Raw genomic sequence first — 18,051 nt, forward strand, 5'->3', positions numbered from 1 at the left:
CCTCTCAACCTACGCTGCCTTCCAGGCTCACGCCCAGAAGCTTTTGCGCTTCCACGGCGAACTCCATCGGCAATTCCTTGAGAACGTCCCTGCAAAAACCGTTGACGATCATCGACACCGCGTCCTCCTCGGTGAGCCCGCGCTGCCGGCAATAGAACAGCTGGTCTTCGCCAATGCGCGACGTCGAGGCTTCGTGTTCGACCTTCGCGCTCGGATTTTTCACCTCGATATACGGAAACGTGAACGCGCTGCATCGATCACCGAGCAGGAGCGAATCGCACTGGGTGTAATTGCGGGCGTTCTCGGCCGAGCGCGCCATTTTCACGAGCCCGCGATACGCGTTCTTGCCGCGGCCAGCCGAAATCCCCTTCGAGAGAATCGTGCTGCGCGTATTGCGCCCGATATGAACCATCTTCGTGCCGGTATCGGCCTGCTGATAGTGGTTGGTGAGCGCCGCCGAATAGAACTCTCCGATCGAGTTGTCGCCCTGCAAAATGACGCTCGGATATTTCCACGTAATGGCGGACCCCGTTTCGACTTGCGTCCACGAAATCCTGGCGTTGGCCTCGCGGCAGTCGCCGCGCTTCGTCACGAAGTTGTAGATGCCGCCGCGTCCCTGCGCGTCGCCCGGATACCAGTTCTGCACCGTCGAATAGCGGATTTGCGCGCCCTCCAGGGCAACGAGTTCGACCACGGCGGCGTGCAGCTGGTTTTCGTCGCGCATCGGCGCCGTGCAGCCTTCCAGGTAGCTCACGTAAGCGCCCTTGTCGGCCACGATGAGCGTGCGCTCGAACTGGCCCGTGTTGCGTGCGTTGATGCGGAAGTACGTGGACAACTCCATCGGGCAGCGCACGCCCGGCGGGATATAGCAAAACGAACCGTCGCTGAATACCGCGGAGTTGAGCGTTGCGAAGAAATTGTCGGTGTACGGCACGACCGAGCCGAGATACCGGCGCACGAGGTCCGGATGCTCACGCGCCGCTTCCGAGAACGAACAGAACACGATGCCAAGCTCGCCTAACTGCCGGCGAAACGTCGTGGCGACGGACACGCTGTCGAATACCGCGTCCACCGCCACGCCCGCGAGCATTTCGCGCTCCTGGAGCGGCACGCCGAGCTTTTCGTAGGTGCGAAGGAGTTCCGGATCGACTTCGTCGAGGCTCTTGGGCCGGTTTGCCTGCGTGAGCGGCGCCGAATAATAGGCGATGTCCTGGAAGTCGATCGGCGGGTGTTCGATGCTCGCCCAATGCGGCTCGGTCATCGTGAGCCAATGCCGGTAGGCAGCGAGCCGCCATTCGAGCATGAAGCCCGGCTCCTGCTTGCGCGCCGAGATAAGGCGGATCACGTCCTCTGACAAGCCGCGCGGCAACGTATCCGACTGCACGTCCGAAACGAACCCATGCCGATATTCCCGCCGCAGCAATTCCTCGAACGTTTTCGCTTGTGTATCCATGACGTTATTACGGTCTCCTGTACACTCATGACCTCATTCTAGAACCGCTGTCAAAACCCTGGCATGGCCGGGGTTTAACCGCGGCGCAGCGAGCGCGACGCCGGCACGCCCGATGCGAAAGACCCTGCTCGCAAGAGTGAAATGACGACGTATCTACCCGTCCCGCCGATGGTGAAGCCGCCCGCCAGCGGCGCTCAACCGAAATAGCCGCAAAAAGAACTCAACATTGGCCGCGCCAGGTTCTACCCTGTAACAGTGAAACTCACGGAGGACCAGGATGAGAATCGAATTCACGAGTCGCCGTCACGCCGTGGCTGCCGCACGCGTCGCGTTCGAAGCCAACGTGGACAATCGCCCGGTATGGTGCAGCGTGTCGCTCGACGCGCTGAACGATCGCTTTGGCAATACCGGAACATCGGCGCATGCACTACTGAGCGCGTTCGAAGCGAACCGCCCGAGCATCGAACTGGCCGCGCGACACGCGCTGGAGAAAAACGGGGGCCAGTCCGTGGAGCTGGAAACGCGCGATCTGGAGTAATCGCGCTGGTGCAAGTGGAATCGCAACAGGGTGCGAATCATCAGCCCAATCGGCCTGCTTCCCGCAGGCCTCGATACCTCCCCAAATGCAACCCTGAAAGGTCAGCGATAAAAAAACGCCCGGAATTCCGGGCGTTTTTTTAATCGTGGCTTCCTCAGACCTTGCGCGCCCGGAGATACCGGAAGAACTCCGCGCCTTCCTGCAGGCGCCGCTTCATCATCTCCCAACTCACCAGCATCTCGCGCACGATTTCCCAGATCTTCGATGGCCGGAAATAGAAACGCTTATAGAACTCCTCGACGCCAAGGTAGATCTCTTCGCGCGAAAGGTGTGGATAGCCGATCGTCGAAGCCTGCGTACCTGTGGAATTAATGAGCGTGATGACCTTGGTATCGTTCAGCCACCCATTTTCAACGGCCTGCTTGTGAAGCACCGTGCCCGGATACGGCGCGGCGAGCGACACCTGAATGGTATGGGGATTGATCTCTTTTGCATACTGAATGGTCTTCTGGATCGTCTCGTGCGTCTCGCCCGGCAGACCGAGGATGAACGTCCCGTGGATCTTGATACCGAGCTTGCGGCAATCCTCGCTGAACTGGCGCGCCATATCGGTACGCAAGCCTTTTTTGACGTTCACGAGAATCTTGTCGTCGCCGGATTCGTAGCCCACGAGCAGGAGCCGCAACCCGTTGTCCTTCATCACCTTCAGCGTCGAGTACGGCACGTTCGCCTTGGCATTGCACGACCACGTCACGCCTAGCTTGCCAAGCCCGCGCGCAATCTCCTCGGCGCGCGGCCGCAGATCCGTGAACGTGTCGTCGTCGAACATGATCTCCTTGATTTCGGGCATGTTGTCGCGAATCCATTTCACTTCTTCCAGCACATGCTCGACCGAACGCGTGCGGTAACGGTGCCCCCCGACCGTATGCGGCCAGAGGCAGAACGTGCAACGGGATTTGCAGCCGCGCCCCGTGTAGAGCGACAGATACGGATGCTTGAGATAGCCGCTGAAATAGTGGTCGGGCGTGAGGTCGCGCTTGTAGATTGGCGAGACGAATGGAAGCTGGTCCATGTCTTCGAGTATCGGCCGGGCTTCGTTGTGCGTGATCCCGCCGTCGGGCAGGCGATAGCTGAGGCCCAGAATCGATTCGAACGGAAGACCCTGTGCAATTTCGCGGCACGTGAAGTCGAATTCCTCCCGGCAGACGAAATCGAGCGCATCACTCGCGGTAAGCGAACCCTGCGGATCGACCGCCACTTTCGCGCCGATCATGCCAATGAGAATCGTGCTCTTGCGGCGCTTCAAGTGCTCGGCAAACTGCACGTCGCTCTGGAAAGAAGGCGAACTCGTGTGAATGATAACCAGTTCGTATTCCTGAGCGATATCCAGGGTCGTTTCCAGTGAAAGCTCGTCTGCGGGTGCATCGACTACGCGGCTGCCTTCGACGAGCGCGGCCGGCTGAACCAGCCACGTTGGATACCAGAACGACCGGATCTCGCGCTTTGTTTGGAAACGTGAGCCAGCGCCGCCATCGAAGCCCTCATACGAAGGTGCCTGCAGAAACAGCGTTTTCATGAATGTCCTCGGAGAAAAATCGTGACTTTGCCTCGAAGCCTACAAAAGCATGACACTTGCTGGATAGCTGCTTTGCCCGGGTCAAGAATACTACGACTTACCTTCGCGGCATGGCGAAAAAAAGCCCGCACCCGCTTATCGAAATACCCAGTTGAAAAAAGTTTGGCGCCCGGTGAACGCCGCATTCGTCGGCATGAGCGATGCTTTCTGTACTATATTTTTGGGGCATCCGTAGCAGCATTCACAGCACTCCAAAGCGGGAGGCGATGTATGTCGCGATATCACGACATGACAGAAGGCGTGCCGGTTGGCAACGGCCACCATATCAGCCCGGCCGAATTCCTGCTGATGGCGGGCTTTCTCGCGTACCGCGCCCCGCTCGCTTCAAGCGAAGCCCGGGCAGCAGCCCGGCGTGTTCTGGATGCGGTTCTCAGTGCGGCGGCAGCACACGGGTTCGTGCATGCCGACGCACTCGAAGCCATGATGGCGAGCGCCGAAAAGTCGGCGAACGTACGCAGTCTCGCCGAGCAGGCCAGTGCTGCCGTGGGCGACACGTTCACGTACCTGCAGGTGATTCGCGGCGCGGGCGTCACGCTGGAAGCGGACCCTTATACGCTTGTTACTTGAGGACTGGCGCGCCACGCGTTGGGATGCCGTTTCGCCATTCAACTGTCCGGTGGACGCGCGGGGACCTGCTGCCAGCCGCCGGCGCAGGTTCGCACGTACGGGTAATAAGTCTGCGACGCCACGCAGTAGTACCAGACGCCATACGGGGCCTCGTCACCCTGCCCGCCCTGGCCGCCGCCTTGCCCATACTGCTCGTTTTGATCGTACATAGCGGGGCCGCCGTACTGAGGCTCTTGCTGTACCTGGCCTTGCCCCTGCTCGATCCACTGCGTGGGCTGCGAGAAGTCGCCGGAAACGTAGGGGTAATAGACGCTGCCTATGTACGTCGGATAGTAGTACGGATAGAACGGATAGCCGTAGATGAAACCGGGGCCGAAGTAGAAGCCGACGCCCACCGACCCGCAGCAGCCATACCAGCCGTGATAGTAGCCGCCGTGATACCAGCCGTAGCCGTGGCGATAGCCGCCATGGTAATAACCGCCGTGATTCCACCCGCCGCCGTTATAGCCGCCGTGGTAGCCGCCGCTCCAGCCGCTGCCGTGGTTCATGCCGCCGTTGCCGCCCCAGCTTCCACCGTAACCACCACCACCACCGCCGCCGCCGCCCCAGCCGCCGCCGCCGTGGTACCACCCGCCGCCGCCTCTACCCGCGCTCGCCCCAGCGCTGATGCATAGCGCCACGAGCACGAGCAGGAGTCTGCACAATTCACGCCCTTTCATGATGCTCACCCCGAAAGCCGTTCGGCTTCATAGATCAGTTTAGGCGTCGGGAGCCCTTTTTTCCTGTGTGTGCGTTTCCCGGCGCATTACCGCTCGCGAAGGTCGTCCTGCCTCGCGATAATGGCCGCGCCAATCAGGCCGCCGTCGTGCCGGAACGTGCCGGGCACGACCACGCGCTCGCGAAACTCCCGCAGCGTGCGCTTGCGCACTGCGGCATCCAGCGCATCGATGAGTGGGGACACATTGGAAAGTCCGCCGCAAGCCGGCACGATCGAAGCGCCGGTAATGTTGATGACAGCAGCGAGCGGCTCCGATACCAGGGCGAGCCAAGCCGATACCGTGCGCTGCGCGCGATCGCGGCCTTGCTGCCAGTCGTCGAGAATGGTGTGGCTGTCTTTCTGTTCGTTGTTCAGGAGCGCGTTGAGCCGTTCCATGCCGCGTGCCCCGCCGATGGTGTCGACGCAGCCCATGCGGCCGCAACCGCAACGCAAGGCACTCACTGGCTCCGCGTGGCCGGTGCCGTTGAAGTCGACGTGCGTGCTCACAGGCAGCCCGTGGCCCCACTCGCCCGATATACCGCTCGCGCGGCCGACTACGCGGCCGCCCACCACGAGCGCGCCGCCGACGCCGGAGCCGAGGACCACGCAAAACACGACATCGTGGCCCGCCCCCGCACCCTCGACGGCCTCCGCCAATGCGAGGCAGTGAGCGTCGTTGGCAATGCGTACGCGCCGCTGAAGCCGCGAGGTCAACTCCGCGCCGAGCACGCGACCCGAAACGCATGGGACGTTGGACGAGCAGATCACCCCGCTTGCGGGATCGATCGCGCCGGCCATCGAGATCACGAGTGGCGAGCGGTTCTCGCCAATATGACGGTCTGCGAGAGATTGAAGCGTCGCGCCAAACGCCTCCCAGCTGTCGACGGGCGTTGGCACGCTTTCGAGCAGGCGCACGCTGCCCGGGCTCTCCGATACACCGAGCCTGACGTAAGAACCGCCGATGTCCGCGACGAAGACGCCTGAGTTTTGCTTTTGTTCTGCGCTGGTGTCTGGCACCCCTGGCTCCTCTATGCGTGCCCGTGCGTGTCTATGCGACGCCAGCCTGAGGTTTCAGCGGGCGCGCACGAAATGATGCTCTATCTTGGCACGCAATACGCCGTCGACGGCCGCGAGTTGTTCGCGCAGCCGCACCGCGCGCCTTTCGGTCATCTCTCCAAATACGATCTTCTGCTCGAGCACGTCGCCGCAGCGGGTCACCGCCCAACGGTCGACGACCACCTGTTCGCCGTCGAGCACGTCTGCGGCTGTCGAAACGACGCCGAGATCCAGACCGGAAACGAGATGAACGGTATGCGTGAGCGTGAAGCCAGGAAGACAGTGCGAAAAGTCCTCACAGACCGAGGACGAAGAGGACGAAGCGGCGGGGATATCTTGACGCATAGTGACTCCGGATGAAGGTTGATCGAACCGGTGCCAGCTACGCTGCTCCCGCTTCGTTGCCGTTAATCGGCCGCATCGCCTCGAGGGCTTCCACCTTGCCCGGGAGGGCAGGTTGGCGTCGGTCACTCCGACTCTGGATGCTTTGCTTCTTGTGTTCGATATTCCGAACGAGCTTTCATTATACCGGAAATAAGGTTCCGGGCAAGAAGCGCACCTCGAGCGCCGTCGTGCCCGGCTTTCCGGCCCCGCAAGCTACTTCCTTGGGACGGCGCCTCGCGACTCGGTCGCCCTGAGGAAATCGAAGTCGGCGCCCTTGTCCGCCTGGGTCACGGTGTCGAGAAACAGCTTGTGATAACCGCGGGCCGCCGTGGGCACGGCAACCGGATTCGCCTGCGCCCGGCGCCGCAGTTCTTCGTCGTCCACGAGCAAGGCGATCTCGCGGTTGGCCACGCTCAAGCGGATGCGGTCGCCGTTACGCACATGCGCAAGCGGGCCGCCGATGGCGGCTTCCGGCGTAACGTGCAGCACGATCGTCCCGAATGCCGTGCCGCTCATCCGTCCGTCCGAAATCCGCACCATGTCTTTCACCCCGGCGCGCGCGAGTTTCTTCGGGATCGGAATATAGCCGGCCTCGGGCATGCCCGGCGCGCCTTTCGGACCAATCCGCTTGAGGACGATGATGTCGTCGGCGTGCACGTCGAGGTCGTCGGAGTCGATGCGGTTCGCCATATCGCCGGCGTCTTCGAACACGACCGCGCGGCCCTCGTGCTCCATCAGCGCCGCCGAAGCCGCCGATTGTTTGATGATCGCGCCGCCCGGGGCAAGGTTGCCGCGCAGGACGGCAAGCCCCCCTTGCGGATAAATGGGCGCGCTGAGTGGCTTCACCACGTCTTGCGCGAAACGCGGCCCGGCGCGCTCCATTTCCTCGCCCAGCGTGCGGCCCGTCACGGTCATGGCGTCGAGATGCAGCAAGGGCTTCAGTTCATGAAGCAGTGTGGCCATGCCGCCAGCGCGATGAAAATCCTCCATGTAATGCTCGCCGGAAGGCTTCAGGTTCAGCAGCACCGGCGTTTCGCGGCCCATACGGTCCACCGCATCCAGATCGATGTCTAAGCCAAGGCGTCCGGCAATGGCGGCAAGATGCACGATGCCGTTCGTCGAACCGCCAATGGCCAGCAGCACCCGCAAGCCGTTCTCGATCGACTCGGCACTGAGCACCTGATCGATCGAGAGCCGCCGCCTCGCCATCTCCACGGCCTGTGCGCCGGTCTGCTCGGCCACGCGCATGCGGTCCGACGTGACGGCCGGAGGTGAAGCGCCGCCCGGCATCGTCATGCCCATGGCTTCCGCCACGCAGGCCATCGTGCTGGCCGTGCCCATGACAGCACAGGTGCCGACGCTCGGCACGAGGCGGTCATTCACCTCGGCGACCTCCTCCGCCGTGACTTCGCCCGCGCGAAACTTGCCCCAATAGCGGCGGCAATCCGTGCACGCGCCAACGCGTTCGCCGCGGTGCGCGCCCGTCACCATCGACCCGGTAATGAGCTGAATGGCGGGAATGCCCGCCGATACGGCGCCCATCAGTTGCGCGGGCACCGTCTTGTCGCAGCCGCCGATGAGCACGACCGCGTCCATGGGCTGCGCGCGAATCATCTCCTCCGTATCCATCGACATGAGGTTTCGCATGAACATGCTCGTTGGCTGCGAAAAGCTCTCGTGGATTGAGATGGTCGGGAATTCCATCGGCAAGCCGCCCGCCAGCAGAATGCCGCGCTTGAGCGCCTCGAGCAGCTGAGGCACGTTGCCATGGCAAGGGTTGTACGCGCTGCCCGTATTGGTGATGCCGATGACAGGACGCTGCAGCGCGTCGTCGGTATATCCGGCCCCCTTGATGAAAGCCTTACGCAGGAATAGCGAGAAGCCTGTGTCGCCGTAGTGGGTCAGTCCGCCGCGCATGCCCTCGGGATCAGGGGAATCCTTTTCATTCGGTGAGTTCTTTTCGGACATAGCCACGAGCCTCGGGTCGGTTCAAATGGGTCAAAACGCGGGCAAAGCGCCGTCGCCGGTAAGCGTACTGCGAATCGTGCAACGCGCAAGGTGCACAGTGCGCCCTTCGCGCACGATATTACAAATCACCTTCCATAGCAGATTGAACCGAATGCGCGCACACTCGGTCAGTCGAGGTACCGGATTTGCTTGGTGTGATCCTTTCGGCCCATTGAAGCGAAATCATGTCGACGAAACAGACCCAACCCGATGCTTCCAGCGAGGCTTCCCGCACGGCTCCCAGCGCAAAAGTGCCCGCGCATGCGCAGGGCGCACCGGTGGCCCCCGCCTCGCCTGCCGGCAAGCATCCTGCGCCGCCCTGCACGCTCGTGATCTTCGGCGCGGGCGGCGATCTGACCCAGCGCCTGTTGATGCCGGCGCTTTACAACCTCGCCGTCGACCGGCTGCTCGACGACGGCATGCGGATCATCGGCGTGAATCACGGCGAGCGCGAAACCCAGGCGTGGTGCGACGATCTGCACGCCGCATTGCAAAAATTCGCCGCCGACAAGGCTAGCACCTTCCACGCCGGCAAGCTCGACGACAAGGCGTGGGACTGGGTCGCGCAGCGCCTCACCTATATGGCGGGCGAATTCGAGGACGACAGCGCGTATCAGCGGCTCGCGCAGCAACTGAACGGCAAGTCTCACGGCAGCGCCGTGTTCTATCTTGCGGTGGGCGCGCGCTTCTTCAAGCCGATTATCGAGCGCCTCGGCAAGGCCGGTTTGCTCGACGAGGGCAACGACAGCAACGGCGCGTTCCGCCGCGTCGTGATCGAAAAGCCCTTCGGCGCCGATCTCGCTTCGGCGCGCGACCTGAACCAGCACGTGCTGAATTTCGCGCAAGAATCGCAGGTCTATCGTATTGACCATTTCCTCGGCAAGGACACGGTGCAGAGCATACTCGCGCTGCGTTTCGCCAATGCGATGTTCGAGCCCGTGTGGCGGCGCGAGTACATCGACAGCGTGCAGATCACGGCTTCGGAAGTGATCGGCGTGGAGGGCCGCGGCAAGTTCTACGAGCAGACCGGCGCGTTTCGCGACATGGTGCCCAATCACCTCTTTCAGCTGCTCGGCATGGTCGCCATGGAACCGCCCAATTCGTTCGACGCCGAAGCGGTGCGCAACAAGAAGGCTGAAATCTTCGAGGCGCTCAAGCCGCTCACGCCCGACGACGTGGTGTTCGGACAATACGCAAAAGGCCCGGCAGGCGTGGATTACCGCGACGAGCCGAACGTGGCGAAAGACAGCCGCACGGAGACCTATGCGGCCGCGCGCGTGCAGATCGACAATTGGCGCTGGGCGGGCGTGCCGTTTTATCTGCGTACCGGCAAACGGCTGGCTGCGCGGCGCACGGAGATCTCGGTGCAGCTAAAGAGCGTGCCGTTTCTGCTCTTTCGCGACACACCGGTCGATGCGCTCACGCCCAACGTGCTGACACTGCGTATCGATCCGTCGCATGGCACGAGCTTCGACTTCAACGTGAAAACGCCGGGGCCGGTCGTGCAGATCGGCCCGGTGCATTCGTCGTTCGATTACGACGACTTCTTCGCGGAGCACGCCAACGTCGGCTACGAAACGCTGCTTTACGATTGCATGCTCGGCGACCAGACGCTCTTTCAACGCGCCGACGCCATCGAAGCGGCATGGTCGGCGGTGGACGGCGTGTTGCATCCGGAACTCGACGCCGCGCTCCCCGTGTACGACTACGCGGCGGGCAGCGAGGGGCCGGCGCAAGCCGATGCGCTGCTCGCGCGCGACGGCCGCGCATGGCGCGCGCTCGAGCAGCCACAAACGAAAAAGAAGTGAACCAGAAAACCAAGGAGAACGTATGGCCAAAATCGAAAAAGCGGTCAAGAAAAGCGCGGTGAAAAGCACGGCAAGCGCGAAGCGCGCCTCGCAGAAAATCGAAAATATTCTCGCCATCGACATAGGCGGAACGGGCCTGAAGGCCGCGATCGTCGGCGCAAACGGCACCATGCGCACGGAGCGCGTGCGCGTGGCGACGCCGCATCCGTGCCCGCCCGCCTTGCTGGTCGAAACGCTTGCGACGCTCGTCGACCCGCTCATCAAGCACTATCCCTCAACGCGCGTTTCGATCGGCTTTCCTGGTTTCGTGCGCAACAATCATGTGATTACGGCGCCGCATCTCGGGCTCGATGACTGGAACGACGTGCCGCTCGCGCAGATGCTCGGCGAGCGCCTCGGCATCGCTTCGGTGCGCATGATCAACGACGCGGAAATGCAGGGCCTTGCCGCCATCGAAGGGCACGGCCTCGAATTTGTGATGACGCTCGGCACCGGCGTGGGCACGGCCATGTTCCGTGACGGCGAATTGATGCCGCACCTCGAACTCGCGCACCACCCGGTCAGCAAGAAGCGAGCATACGACGAGTACATCGGCGACGCCGCACGCAAGAAGGCCGGCAACAAGCGCTGGAACGCGCGCGTCGAGAAGATCATCGGCATTCTCGACTCGCTCGTGCACTACGACAAGCTGTGGATAGGCGGCGGCAACGCGGCTCGCCTCACGTTCGACTTGCCGCCAAACGTGGCGACCGTACCGAACGATCGCGGCATCGAGGGCGGCGCACGGTTGTGGCACCCGCGTTCGGTGCGCGAAACGCCGCAGTTGCCCGCGGCTACACGGCGCGCGGGCAAAACCAGGTAACCCGCTCACGTCGGGCCAGGCGCGCGCCGCTTCATTTGCGAGCGCGCCCGCCCCCATCGGCGAAGAGTTCGATCACGAGTTCGCGCAGCCAGCGGTTGCCTTCGTCGTGCTGCACGCGCGCGTGCCAGAGTAGATGAATGGGCGCCGCGGGCAGCTTCATGGGCAGCGCGCTCAGGCTCAATGAAAACGGCTTGGCGAGTTGCAGCGCAAGCCGCTCCGGCACCGTGGCGATCAGGTCGGTGCGTTCGAGGATATAGCCCACGCTCATGAAGTGCGGCACGGAAAGCCGCACCTGGCGCTTCACGCCGCGCCGTTTCAGCCATTCATCGACCTGACCGTGCCCCGTGCCGGCCGACACCACCACCAGATGCTCGGCCTCGCGCCACGCCGCGAGCGTGAGCGGCGCGTTCTCCAGCGGATGCCCGCGCCTGAAAAGGCACACATAGCGCTGATCGAACAGGCGCCGCTGGTAGAAGCCGCCCTTGAGCTGCGGCAGCAAGCCGATGGCGAGATCGACGCGGCCTTCAGCCATTTCGTCGCTGAGATTGACGCCCGTATTGCGCACGGTATTGAGCGCGACGCCCGGCGCCGCACGCGAGAGGCGCTCCAGCAGCGCAGGCAGAAACACGACCTCGCCGATATCGGTCATGCCGATCGTCATGGTGCGCGTGGCGCGCAGCGGATCGAAGCCGGTCAAGGGATTGAGCGCGCCATGCAGCGTGGCGAGCGCCTGCGCGACCGGGTCCGCAAGACGCAGCGCGAACGGCGTGGGCACCACGCCGCCCGGCCCGCGCACGAAGAGCGGATCGCCCAGCAGGCGGCGCAGCTTCGCGAGCGCGTTGCTCACGCCGGGCTGGCTCATGTTCATCTGCTCGGCCACGCTCGCCACGCGCCGCTCGCGCATGAGCCGGTGAAAGAGCAGCAGCAGGTTGAGGTCGATATCGCCGAGTTCCATTCATTCAATCCAGTGATGAAGCAGATTCACTCCATTTTATTGTGCAATGAGTTGCCGCTGCTGAGAATACGGACACGGTGTGCACGTGAAGAAGCCGCGCTAGCCGACCCCATAAATCTGAATATCGGAGACACAGTCATGAAACAACGTGATCTGAAGATTGCGATTGTCGGCGCCGGCATTGGCGGCCTCACGCTTGCGCTCGCGCTGCGCGAGCACGGCATCGACGCACAACTTTTCGAGCAGACCGACGAACTGCGCGAAGTCGGCGCGGCCGTCGCGCTCTCGGCCAACGCCACGCGCTTTTACGAGCGCATGGGCCTGCGCCCGGCCTTCGAAAAAGTGTGCGCGGAGGTGCCGGGACTCGTGTATCGCGACGGACGCAGCGGCGATGTGATCGGCCACCATCGCGGCGCGCCCGACTATCGCGGGCAATTCGGCGGCTCGTACTGGGGCGTGCATCGCGCCGACCTGCAGGCGGTGCTGTCGGGTGCGGTCGGGCTGGAGCACATCAAGCTCAGCCATCGGCTCGTCGATCTCGCGCAGCATGCCGATCGCGTGAGCCTGACGTTCGCGAACGGTGAGCGCGTCGATGCCGATCTCGTGATCGGCGCCGATGGCGCGCGCTCGATCACGCGGCGCTGGATGCTGGGCTACGACGACGCGCTGTATTCGGGCTGCTCCGGCTTTCGCGGCGTGGTGCCGGCCGGTCGCATGGACCTGCTGCCCGATCCCGAGACCATCCAGTTCTGGGTCGGGCCGGGCGGCCATCTGCTGCACTATCCGATTGGCGACCAAGGCGATCAGAACTTCCTGCTCGTGGAGCGCCACCCTTCACCCTGGCCGTCGCGCGAGTGGGTCATGCCCGCCGAGGAAGGCGAGCAACTGCGCCTTTTCAAGGACTGGCACCCCGCCGTCGTGCAGATGATCACCGCCGTGCCGATCAGCCAGCGCTGGGGCCTCTTTCACCGTCCGCCGCTTGGCCGCTGGAGCAAGGGCCGCATCACGCTGATCGGCGACGCCGCGCATGCGCTCGTGCCGCACCACGGCCAGGGTGCGAACCAGTCGATCGAAGACGCCGTGGTATTGGCCGACCAGTTGGCGAAGGCAGGGCCCGGCAACTGGCGCGAGGCGCAGGAGGCCTACGAGCGCTTGCGCCGGGGCCGCACGCGCAAGGTGCAGTACGCTTCGATCACCACGGCGGATGTGCTGCATCTGCCCGATGGCCCCGCTGCCGAGGCGCGCAACGCCCGGCTCGGCTCGCGTGCAGGCGTGCTGAATCATCTGGACTGGATCCATGATTTCGACGCGCTGGCGCAGGAGCCGAACGACCGGCAGGGCGGCACCTGGCTTTGAGGCGGTGCGCAAGCTGCGCAGTTAATGATCCGTTAATCTCGGCGCACTAGAATCGCCGGTTTAAACTGACCATTTCCGCCCAAGGAGCGCCCATGCAACTCACCGCCGACTCGCGCTACGACCTCGTCGCGCGTCTCTTGCACTGGCTCGTCGTCGCACTCGTGGCGGCGCAGTTCGTGATTGGCTGGACCATGCCCGACGTGCACCGCGACACGCGCCCCGTTGGCGAGATCGCGTGGCATCTGGGCGTCGGCACGGCGCTCCTTGCCGCGATGGCCTGCCGTTTGGTCTGGCGCGCGACCCATCGTCCGCCGCCCGACGACCAGACGCCGTTCATGCGCGCCGTGGCGGCCCTCACCCATCTCGGCCTTTACGCCCTGCTGATTGCGGTGCCCGTGCTCGGTTGGATCAATGCGTCGTCGCGCGCGTGGGAAGTCACGCTGTTCGGCGCCATCCCCCTGCCTGCGCTCTCCACTGCGGGTTCGTCATTCGGGCACGCCATGGGCGACGTTCACAGCGTGCTCGCATGGGTGCTGTTCGGGCTCATCTGCCTGCATGTGGCCGCGGCGCTCTTCCATCGTTTCGTGCTCAACGATCGCGTGCTGCAGCGCATGAAGCTTTAGCCCCGATTGACCGTTCAGTGATGCCGCGGCACATCCGGCTCGGTCACGAAACCGACCTTCGCGAGTCCTGCGGCGCTCACGGCCGAGAGCAGCTTCGCGACACGCTCGTACGGCGTGGCGCGATCGGCCGAGAGCCGGATTTCCGGCTGCGGCGTGAGCCGCGCCGCGGCAGCGAGCCGCGCAGACAGCCCTGACTCCTCGACAGGCTGTGCGTTCCAGCTCATGTGCCCGAGTGCATCCACGACGATATCGACGTGCGGCGCGGCCAGATTCTCGCGCTGACTGCTCGCGTGCGGCAAAGCCAGCTTCGTGGCATGGTGCAGAACCGGCAACGTCACCATGAAGATGACGAGCAGCACGAGCATCACGTCGATCAGCGGCGTCATGTTGATGTCAGCCCCTGGCAGCGCGTCGTCGTCCAGGTCGCGGTCGTCGTTCATACCCGCTCCTTCAATGTTGCCGTCGGCATGGGCGCGCTACCCGTGAGCAACAGCGCGTGCAAGCCGTAAGCGAAGCGGTTGAGCTGCGCGGCGATATCGCGCGACATACGCGCGAGCGTGTGATAGCCAAGCACGGCCGGAATCGCCACGCACAGACCGAACGCCGTCATGACGAGCGCCTCGCCAACCGGCCCCGCGACATGTTCGAGACTGGCGTCGCCATTCGCGCCGAGTGCCAGCAGCGCGTTGTAGATGCCCCACACCGTGCCCAGCAGGCCGACAAACGGCGCGGTGCTGCCAATCGATGCAAGCAGACCGAGTCCGCGCTGAAGACGCGCGGAACTGTCGCTCACGGAAGCCCTGAGACTGCGCAGCAGCCAGTCGCTCAAGTCGACGCGCCCCCGGTGTGCGGCGCCGCTCGCCTCGTGATGCGCCAGCGCGCGCTGGCCCGCGCTAGCCAACTCGAAGAACGGCGTGCCGGGGCGGCTCACAGAGTCGATCCCATCGCCGGCCGAGCCGCTTTCCCAGAAGCTTCTTTGCGCGGCGCCTGCGTGGCGGCGCAGACGCGCGAACTCGAACGCCTTCAGTACGATCACCGACCATGACACGACCGACATCGCCGCGAGCAGCGCCGCGACGAAGCGCGTCATCGGATCGCCCTGAGCCCACAGGTGCGTGATTCCATAAGTTGGCATGAGGTCCTCCGTTTCATTCGCTGAGGGTGAACGCAAACGGCACGTCGGCGCTTGCCGGCGCCGGCTTGCCGTCCTCCACATACGGCTGGCAGCGGCTCGCGAGCGCCGCGGCGCGCGCCGCTTCGTCAAGCCTCGTGTAGCCGCTGGTCGTCGCTATGCGCGCGGCGACTACTTGGCCGTCCGCAGCCGTATCGAGTTCGATGACGGCAGTCCCCGCCTCTGCTCGGCGCAAGGACTGCGCGGGATAGTCGGGCTTCGTGAGCGCGCAATCCAGGTGGGCAACGTGGCGGGGCGCGTCGGCGACGGGCGCCTGGGTGGCGCGCGTGGGTGCGGGTTGCGGTTGCGGCGCGGCTATACGATCCGTTGGCATCGCGGCTTCGGGCGCAGCGTGTGCTTCCGATGGCGCCGCTGGCGCTGGCGTCGTGCGGCTGACGTCTTGCGCATGCACTCGCGTCGCTACACGCGTTCGAGCAGGCGGCGCAGCGACATTTCGGATTGCTTCATGAATTGACGGGCTCGGGAATGGCATTGGCGCAGGCGCTTCGCTCTTTTGCGGCAACGACGGCACCGGCGCTATCAGCACCGCGTCTACGACCTTCATGCGCGCCCGCACGTCATGTGACACCGGCGCCTCCCACTGCACTATCGCAATCAGCACGGCATGCAGCGCAAGCACAGCCGCGACCACGCCCGCGATCGCGGCGCGCCGCCCAAACGTCGGGTGGGCGAACACCATACCCTCACCACGATCGAAGCGCGCAACGACCGACGCCATGTCGATTCTCCACTCAAAGCGCGAGCGAGTTCTGCTTGCTGCGGAACACGATTGGCCGCTCGTCGTCGCGCGTTGGCCGTCTTGCGATTTGCACGGCTTGCACGATGCGCTCGTGATGCGGCGACTTCGCACACACCGGGTCTGCCGCGGCGGCATCGCCAGTCAGCATGTAAGCCTGACAGCGGCAGCCGCCATGATCGGCGTGACGCTCGTCGCAACTGCGGCAGGGCTCGCGCATCCAGTCGTCGCCACGAAACGCGTTGAACGCTTCGCTCTCGTACCATATCTTTCGCAGAGGCACGTCGCGCACGTTCGGCAATACGAGGCCCGGCAGCGAACGCGCCGCGTGACAAGGCAAGGCTGCGCCGTCTGGCGCCACGCCGAGAAACACGCTCCCCCAGCCGCTCATGCATGCTTTGGGCCGTTGCTCGAAGTAGTCGGGCACAACGAACAGAATGCGACACCGCTCGCCGACGCGTGCGCGATACCGGTTCACGGTCTCCTCGGCTTCGCGAAGCTGCTCGGCGGTGGGCATCAGTTGATCGCGGTTCAGCATGGCCCAGCCGTAATACTGCGTGTTCGCAAGTTCCAGATAATCGGCGCCCAGTTCGAGCGCCATGTCGATGATCTGTGCAATGTGCGGCAGGTTGAAACGATGCAGCACGCAGTTGAGCACCATAGGATAGCCATGCGCCTTCACGAGCCGCGCGACGTTGCGCTTGAGTTCGAACGTGCGCGTGTTCGTCAGAAAGTCGTTGAGTTCGCGCGTGGAATCCTGCATCGACACCTGAATATGATCGAGCCCGGCCGCCTTGAGCCGCTCGACACGCTCGACGTTCAGGCCGATACCGGACGTAATCAGGTTCGTATAGAAGCCAAGCTGCCGTGCATGCCCGACGAGCGTTTCCAGATCGTCGCGCAACAGCGGCTCGCCGCCGGAAAAACCGATTTGTGCCGCGCCCAGTTCGCGCGCGGCGCTGATGGTTGCACGCCATGCTTCGGTGTCGAGTTCTTCGCCATGCCGCGCGAAGTCCACCGGGTTGTAGCAGAACGCGCAATGCAACGGGCAGCGATAGGTCAACTCGGCGAGCAGCCAGAGCGGCTTGGGCAGGAGAGCGGTATCGGTCGTCATGTCAGTCGAGCCAGCCGCGCAGCCGCGCGTGATCGAGAAAGCGATAGACGTCCGGCGCCAGCTCGGAGGTGCTGAACAGGCGCTCCAGCTCGCCAATGATCTCGTCGAGTTCGTGCGCGCCGTCACAACGCGCGAGTATTTCACCCGCGCTCGAATTGAGCTGCACCATCCCTTCGGGATAGAGCAGCACATACGCGTCCTGGGCCGCCTCCCATTGCAAGCGGTACATGCCGCGCAAACGCGGGCGCAGCGGCACGCCGCTGCCTGCATCGGGCATTATCGGGTTCATAGGGGCCATGCCTTTTCGACCGCATCGAGGATCGACCAGAGAATATCGAGCTTGAACTGCAGGATCCCGACGGCACGCTGCTGTTCGGCGGCCGAGCGGAAATGGCTCAGCGTCACTTCGAGCCCGTGTTCGACATCGCGTTGCGCGAGCGGCACGCGGCTGCGGAAATACTGAAGGCCTTGCGGCTCGATCCACGGGTAATGCGACGGCCAGCCCGCGAGCCGGTCGAGGTGGATTTGCGGCGCGAACATCTCCGTGAGCGACGAGCACACCGCTTCCTGCCATGGCGCGCGCCGCGCGAAATTCACATACGCGTCGACTGCGAAGCGCACGCCTGGCAACACAAGCCGTTGCGACCACATCGTTTCGCGATCGACGCCAACGGCTTCGCCCAGCCTCACCCAGGCTTCGATGCCGCCTTCGTTCTCGCCTTGCCCGTCGTGGTCGATGAGACGCTGGATCCAGCGGCGGCGTGTTGCGCGGTCAGAGCAGTTCGAAAGGATCGCCGCGTCCTTGAGCGGAATGTTGATCTGGTAATAAAAGCGGTTCGCGACCCACCCGCGAATCTGCGCGGGAGAGCAGCGCCCGCCGTTGAGCATCCGGTTGAATGGATGATGAATGTGATAGCGTGATTCGAGCGCACGTAGGCGCGCTTCGAATTCATTCGCAGTCCATGGTATTTCGTGCGTGTCCGGTAACAGGAGAGGTGCGTTCATTG

At 63.8% G+C, this 18,051-nt stretch carries 19 protein-coding genes and 1 riboswitch; of the genes, 6 read left to right on the top strand and 13 right to left on the bottom strand.

The window, feature by feature from the left end; genetic code table 11:
- Positions 1-4: 4 nt before the first annotated feature.
- Positions 5-1,453: a Fe-S cluster assembly protein SufB gene (gene sufB / locus U5A58_RS16935; protein ID WP_321962297.1), complete on the bottom strand. Its 1,449-nt coding sequence runs from the start codon at positions 1,451-1,453 to the stop codon at positions 5-7.
- A 277-nt stretch (positions 1,454-1,730) separates the two neighbouring features.
- Between sufB and U5A58_RS16940 the strand changes: the two genes are divergently transcribed.
- Positions 1,731-1,991: a DUF1488 domain-containing protein gene (locus U5A58_RS16940; RefSeq protein ID WP_028204289.1), complete on the top strand. Its 261-nt coding sequence runs from the start codon at positions 1,731-1,733 to the stop codon at positions 1,989-1,991.
- 154 nt (positions 1,992-2,145) lie between these two features.
- On the opposite strand, the gene hpnJ is transcribed toward U5A58_RS16940, so the two are convergent.
- Positions 2,146-3,567: a hopanoid biosynthesis associated radical SAM protein HpnJ gene (hpnJ, locus tag U5A58_RS16945; RefSeq protein WP_321962298.1), complete on the bottom strand. Its 1,422-nt coding sequence runs from the start codon at positions 3,565-3,567 to the stop codon at positions 2,146-2,148.
- A 270-nt stretch (positions 3,568-3,837) separates the two neighbouring features.
- Here hpnJ and U5A58_RS16950 point away from each other — a divergent pair, with 270 nt between their 5' ends.
- A complete protein-coding gene (locus U5A58_RS16950) occupies positions 3,838-4,194 on the top strand; it encodes a hypothetical protein (RefSeq protein WP_321934764.1) in 357 nt (118 codons plus the stop codon).
- Positions 4,195-4,232: 38 nt separating this feature from the next.
- Here the strand turns inward: U5A58_RS16950 and U5A58_RS16955 are convergent, their stop codons facing one another.
- The 4 genes from U5A58_RS16955 to U5A58_RS16970 form a co-directional block, all read right to left on the bottom strand.
- Entirely contained in the window at positions 4,233-4,913 is a 681-nt protein-coding gene (locus U5A58_RS16955) for a hypothetical protein (protein ID WP_321962299.1), read from the bottom strand.
- 86 nt (positions 4,914-4,999) lie between these two features.
- Positions 5,000-5,968, bottom strand: a complete 969-nt coding sequence (locus U5A58_RS16960) for an ROK family protein (RefSeq protein WP_321962300.1) — start codon at positions 5,966-5,968, stop codon at positions 5,000-5,002.
- A gap of 54 nt (positions 5,969-6,022) precedes the next feature.
- Positions 6,023-6,352 carry a hypothetical protein gene (locus tag U5A58_RS16965; RefSeq protein WP_321962301.1) on the bottom strand — a complete coding sequence of 110 codons (330 nt, stop codon included), beginning with the start codon at positions 6,350-6,352 and terminating at the stop codon, positions 6,023-6,025.
- A gap of 42 nt (positions 6,353-6,394) precedes the next feature.
- Positions 6,395-6,498: riboswitch (SAM-I-IV-variant riboswitch) on the bottom strand.
- 106 nt (positions 6,499-6,604) lie between these two features.
- Complete coding sequence (locus U5A58_RS16970) at positions 6,605-8,359, bottom strand: IlvD/Edd family dehydratase (protein WP_321962302.1); 1,755 nt, start codon at positions 8,357-8,359, stop codon at positions 6,605-6,607.
- Between the two features lie 224 nt (positions 8,360-8,583).
- Here U5A58_RS16970 and zwf point away from each other — a divergent pair, with 224 nt between their 5' ends.
- The gene (zwf, locus tag U5A58_RS16975; RefSeq protein WP_321962303.1) at positions 8,584-10,206 is read left to right on the top strand and encodes a glucose-6-phosphate dehydrogenase; all 1,623 of its coding nucleotides are present in this window, start codon (positions 8,584-8,586) and stop codon (positions 10,204-10,206) included.
- Positions 10,207-10,228: 22 nt separating this feature from the next.
- A complete protein-coding gene (locus tag U5A58_RS16980) occupies positions 10,229-11,068 on the top strand; it encodes an ROK family protein (protein ID WP_321962304.1) in 840 nt (279 codons plus the stop codon).
- A gap of 31 nt (positions 11,069-11,099) precedes the next feature.
- Here U5A58_RS16980 and U5A58_RS16985 read toward each other — a convergent pair whose 3' ends face one another.
- Positions 11,100-12,023, bottom strand: a complete 924-nt coding sequence (locus U5A58_RS16985; RefSeq protein WP_321962305.1) for a LysR family transcriptional regulator — start codon at positions 12,021-12,023, stop codon at positions 11,100-11,102.
- A 138-nt stretch (positions 12,024-12,161) separates the two neighbouring features.
- Between U5A58_RS16985 and U5A58_RS16990 the strand changes: the two genes are divergently transcribed.
- Entirely contained in the window at positions 12,162-13,379 is a 1,218-nt protein-coding gene (locus U5A58_RS16990; RefSeq protein WP_321962306.1) for an FAD-dependent monooxygenase, read from the top strand.
- A gap of 92 nt (positions 13,380-13,471) precedes the next feature.
- Positions 13,472-14,002 carry a cytochrome b gene (locus U5A58_RS16995; protein WP_321911921.1) on the top strand — a complete coding sequence of 177 codons (531 nt, stop codon included), beginning with the start codon at positions 13,472-13,474 and terminating at the stop codon, positions 14,000-14,002.
- A gap of 14 nt (positions 14,003-14,016) precedes the next feature.
- Here the strand turns inward: U5A58_RS16995 and U5A58_RS17000 are convergent, their stop codons facing one another.
- From U5A58_RS17000 to pqqC, 6 genes are read right to left on the bottom strand one after another with little or no spacing between them, the layout of a single operon-like run.
- Positions 14,017-14,442: a biopolymer transporter ExbD gene (locus U5A58_RS17000; RefSeq protein ID WP_321962307.1), complete on the bottom strand. Its 426-nt coding sequence runs from the start codon at positions 14,440-14,442 to the stop codon at positions 14,017-14,019.
- Complete coding sequence (locus U5A58_RS17005) at positions 14,439-15,137, bottom strand: MotA/TolQ/ExbB proton channel family protein (protein ID WP_321962308.1); 699 nt, start codon at positions 15,135-15,137, stop codon at positions 14,439-14,441. Before U5A58_RS17005 ends, U5A58_RS17000 begins: the two co-directional genes overlap by 4 nt.
- A gap of 13 nt (positions 15,138-15,150) precedes the next feature.
- Positions 15,151-15,912 carry a TonB family protein gene (locus U5A58_RS17010; RefSeq protein ID WP_321962309.1) on the bottom strand — a complete coding sequence of 254 codons (762 nt, stop codon included), beginning with the start codon at positions 15,910-15,912 and terminating at the stop codon, positions 15,151-15,153.
- 13 nt (positions 15,913-15,925) lie between these two features.
- Positions 15,926-17,044: a pyrroloquinoline quinone biosynthesis protein PqqE gene (pqqE, locus tag U5A58_RS17015; protein ID WP_321962310.1), complete on the bottom strand. Its 1,119-nt coding sequence runs from the start codon at positions 17,042-17,044 to the stop codon at positions 15,926-15,928.
- A 1-nt stretch (position 17,045) separates the two neighbouring features.
- Positions 17,046-17,333 (bottom strand): pyrroloquinoline quinone biosynthesis peptide chaperone PqqD, encoded by a 288-nt coding sequence (gene pqqD / locus U5A58_RS17020; protein ID WP_321934754.1) that lies wholly within the window; start codon positions 17,331-17,333, stop codon positions 17,046-17,048.
- Positions 17,330-18,049 (bottom strand): pyrroloquinoline-quinone synthase PqqC, encoded by a 720-nt coding sequence (pqqC, locus tag U5A58_RS17025; RefSeq protein ID WP_321962311.1) that lies wholly within the window; start codon positions 18,047-18,049, stop codon positions 17,330-17,332. The genes pqqD and pqqC overlap by 4 nt, the downstream gene beginning before the upstream one ends.
- Positions 18,050-18,051: the final 2 nt, after the last annotated feature.

This window comes from Paraburkholderia sp. J7 (assembly GCF_905220155.1).
In the GTDB taxonomy this organism is placed as follows: domain Bacteria; phylum Pseudomonadota; class Gammaproteobacteria; order Burkholderiales; family Burkholderiaceae; genus Paraburkholderia.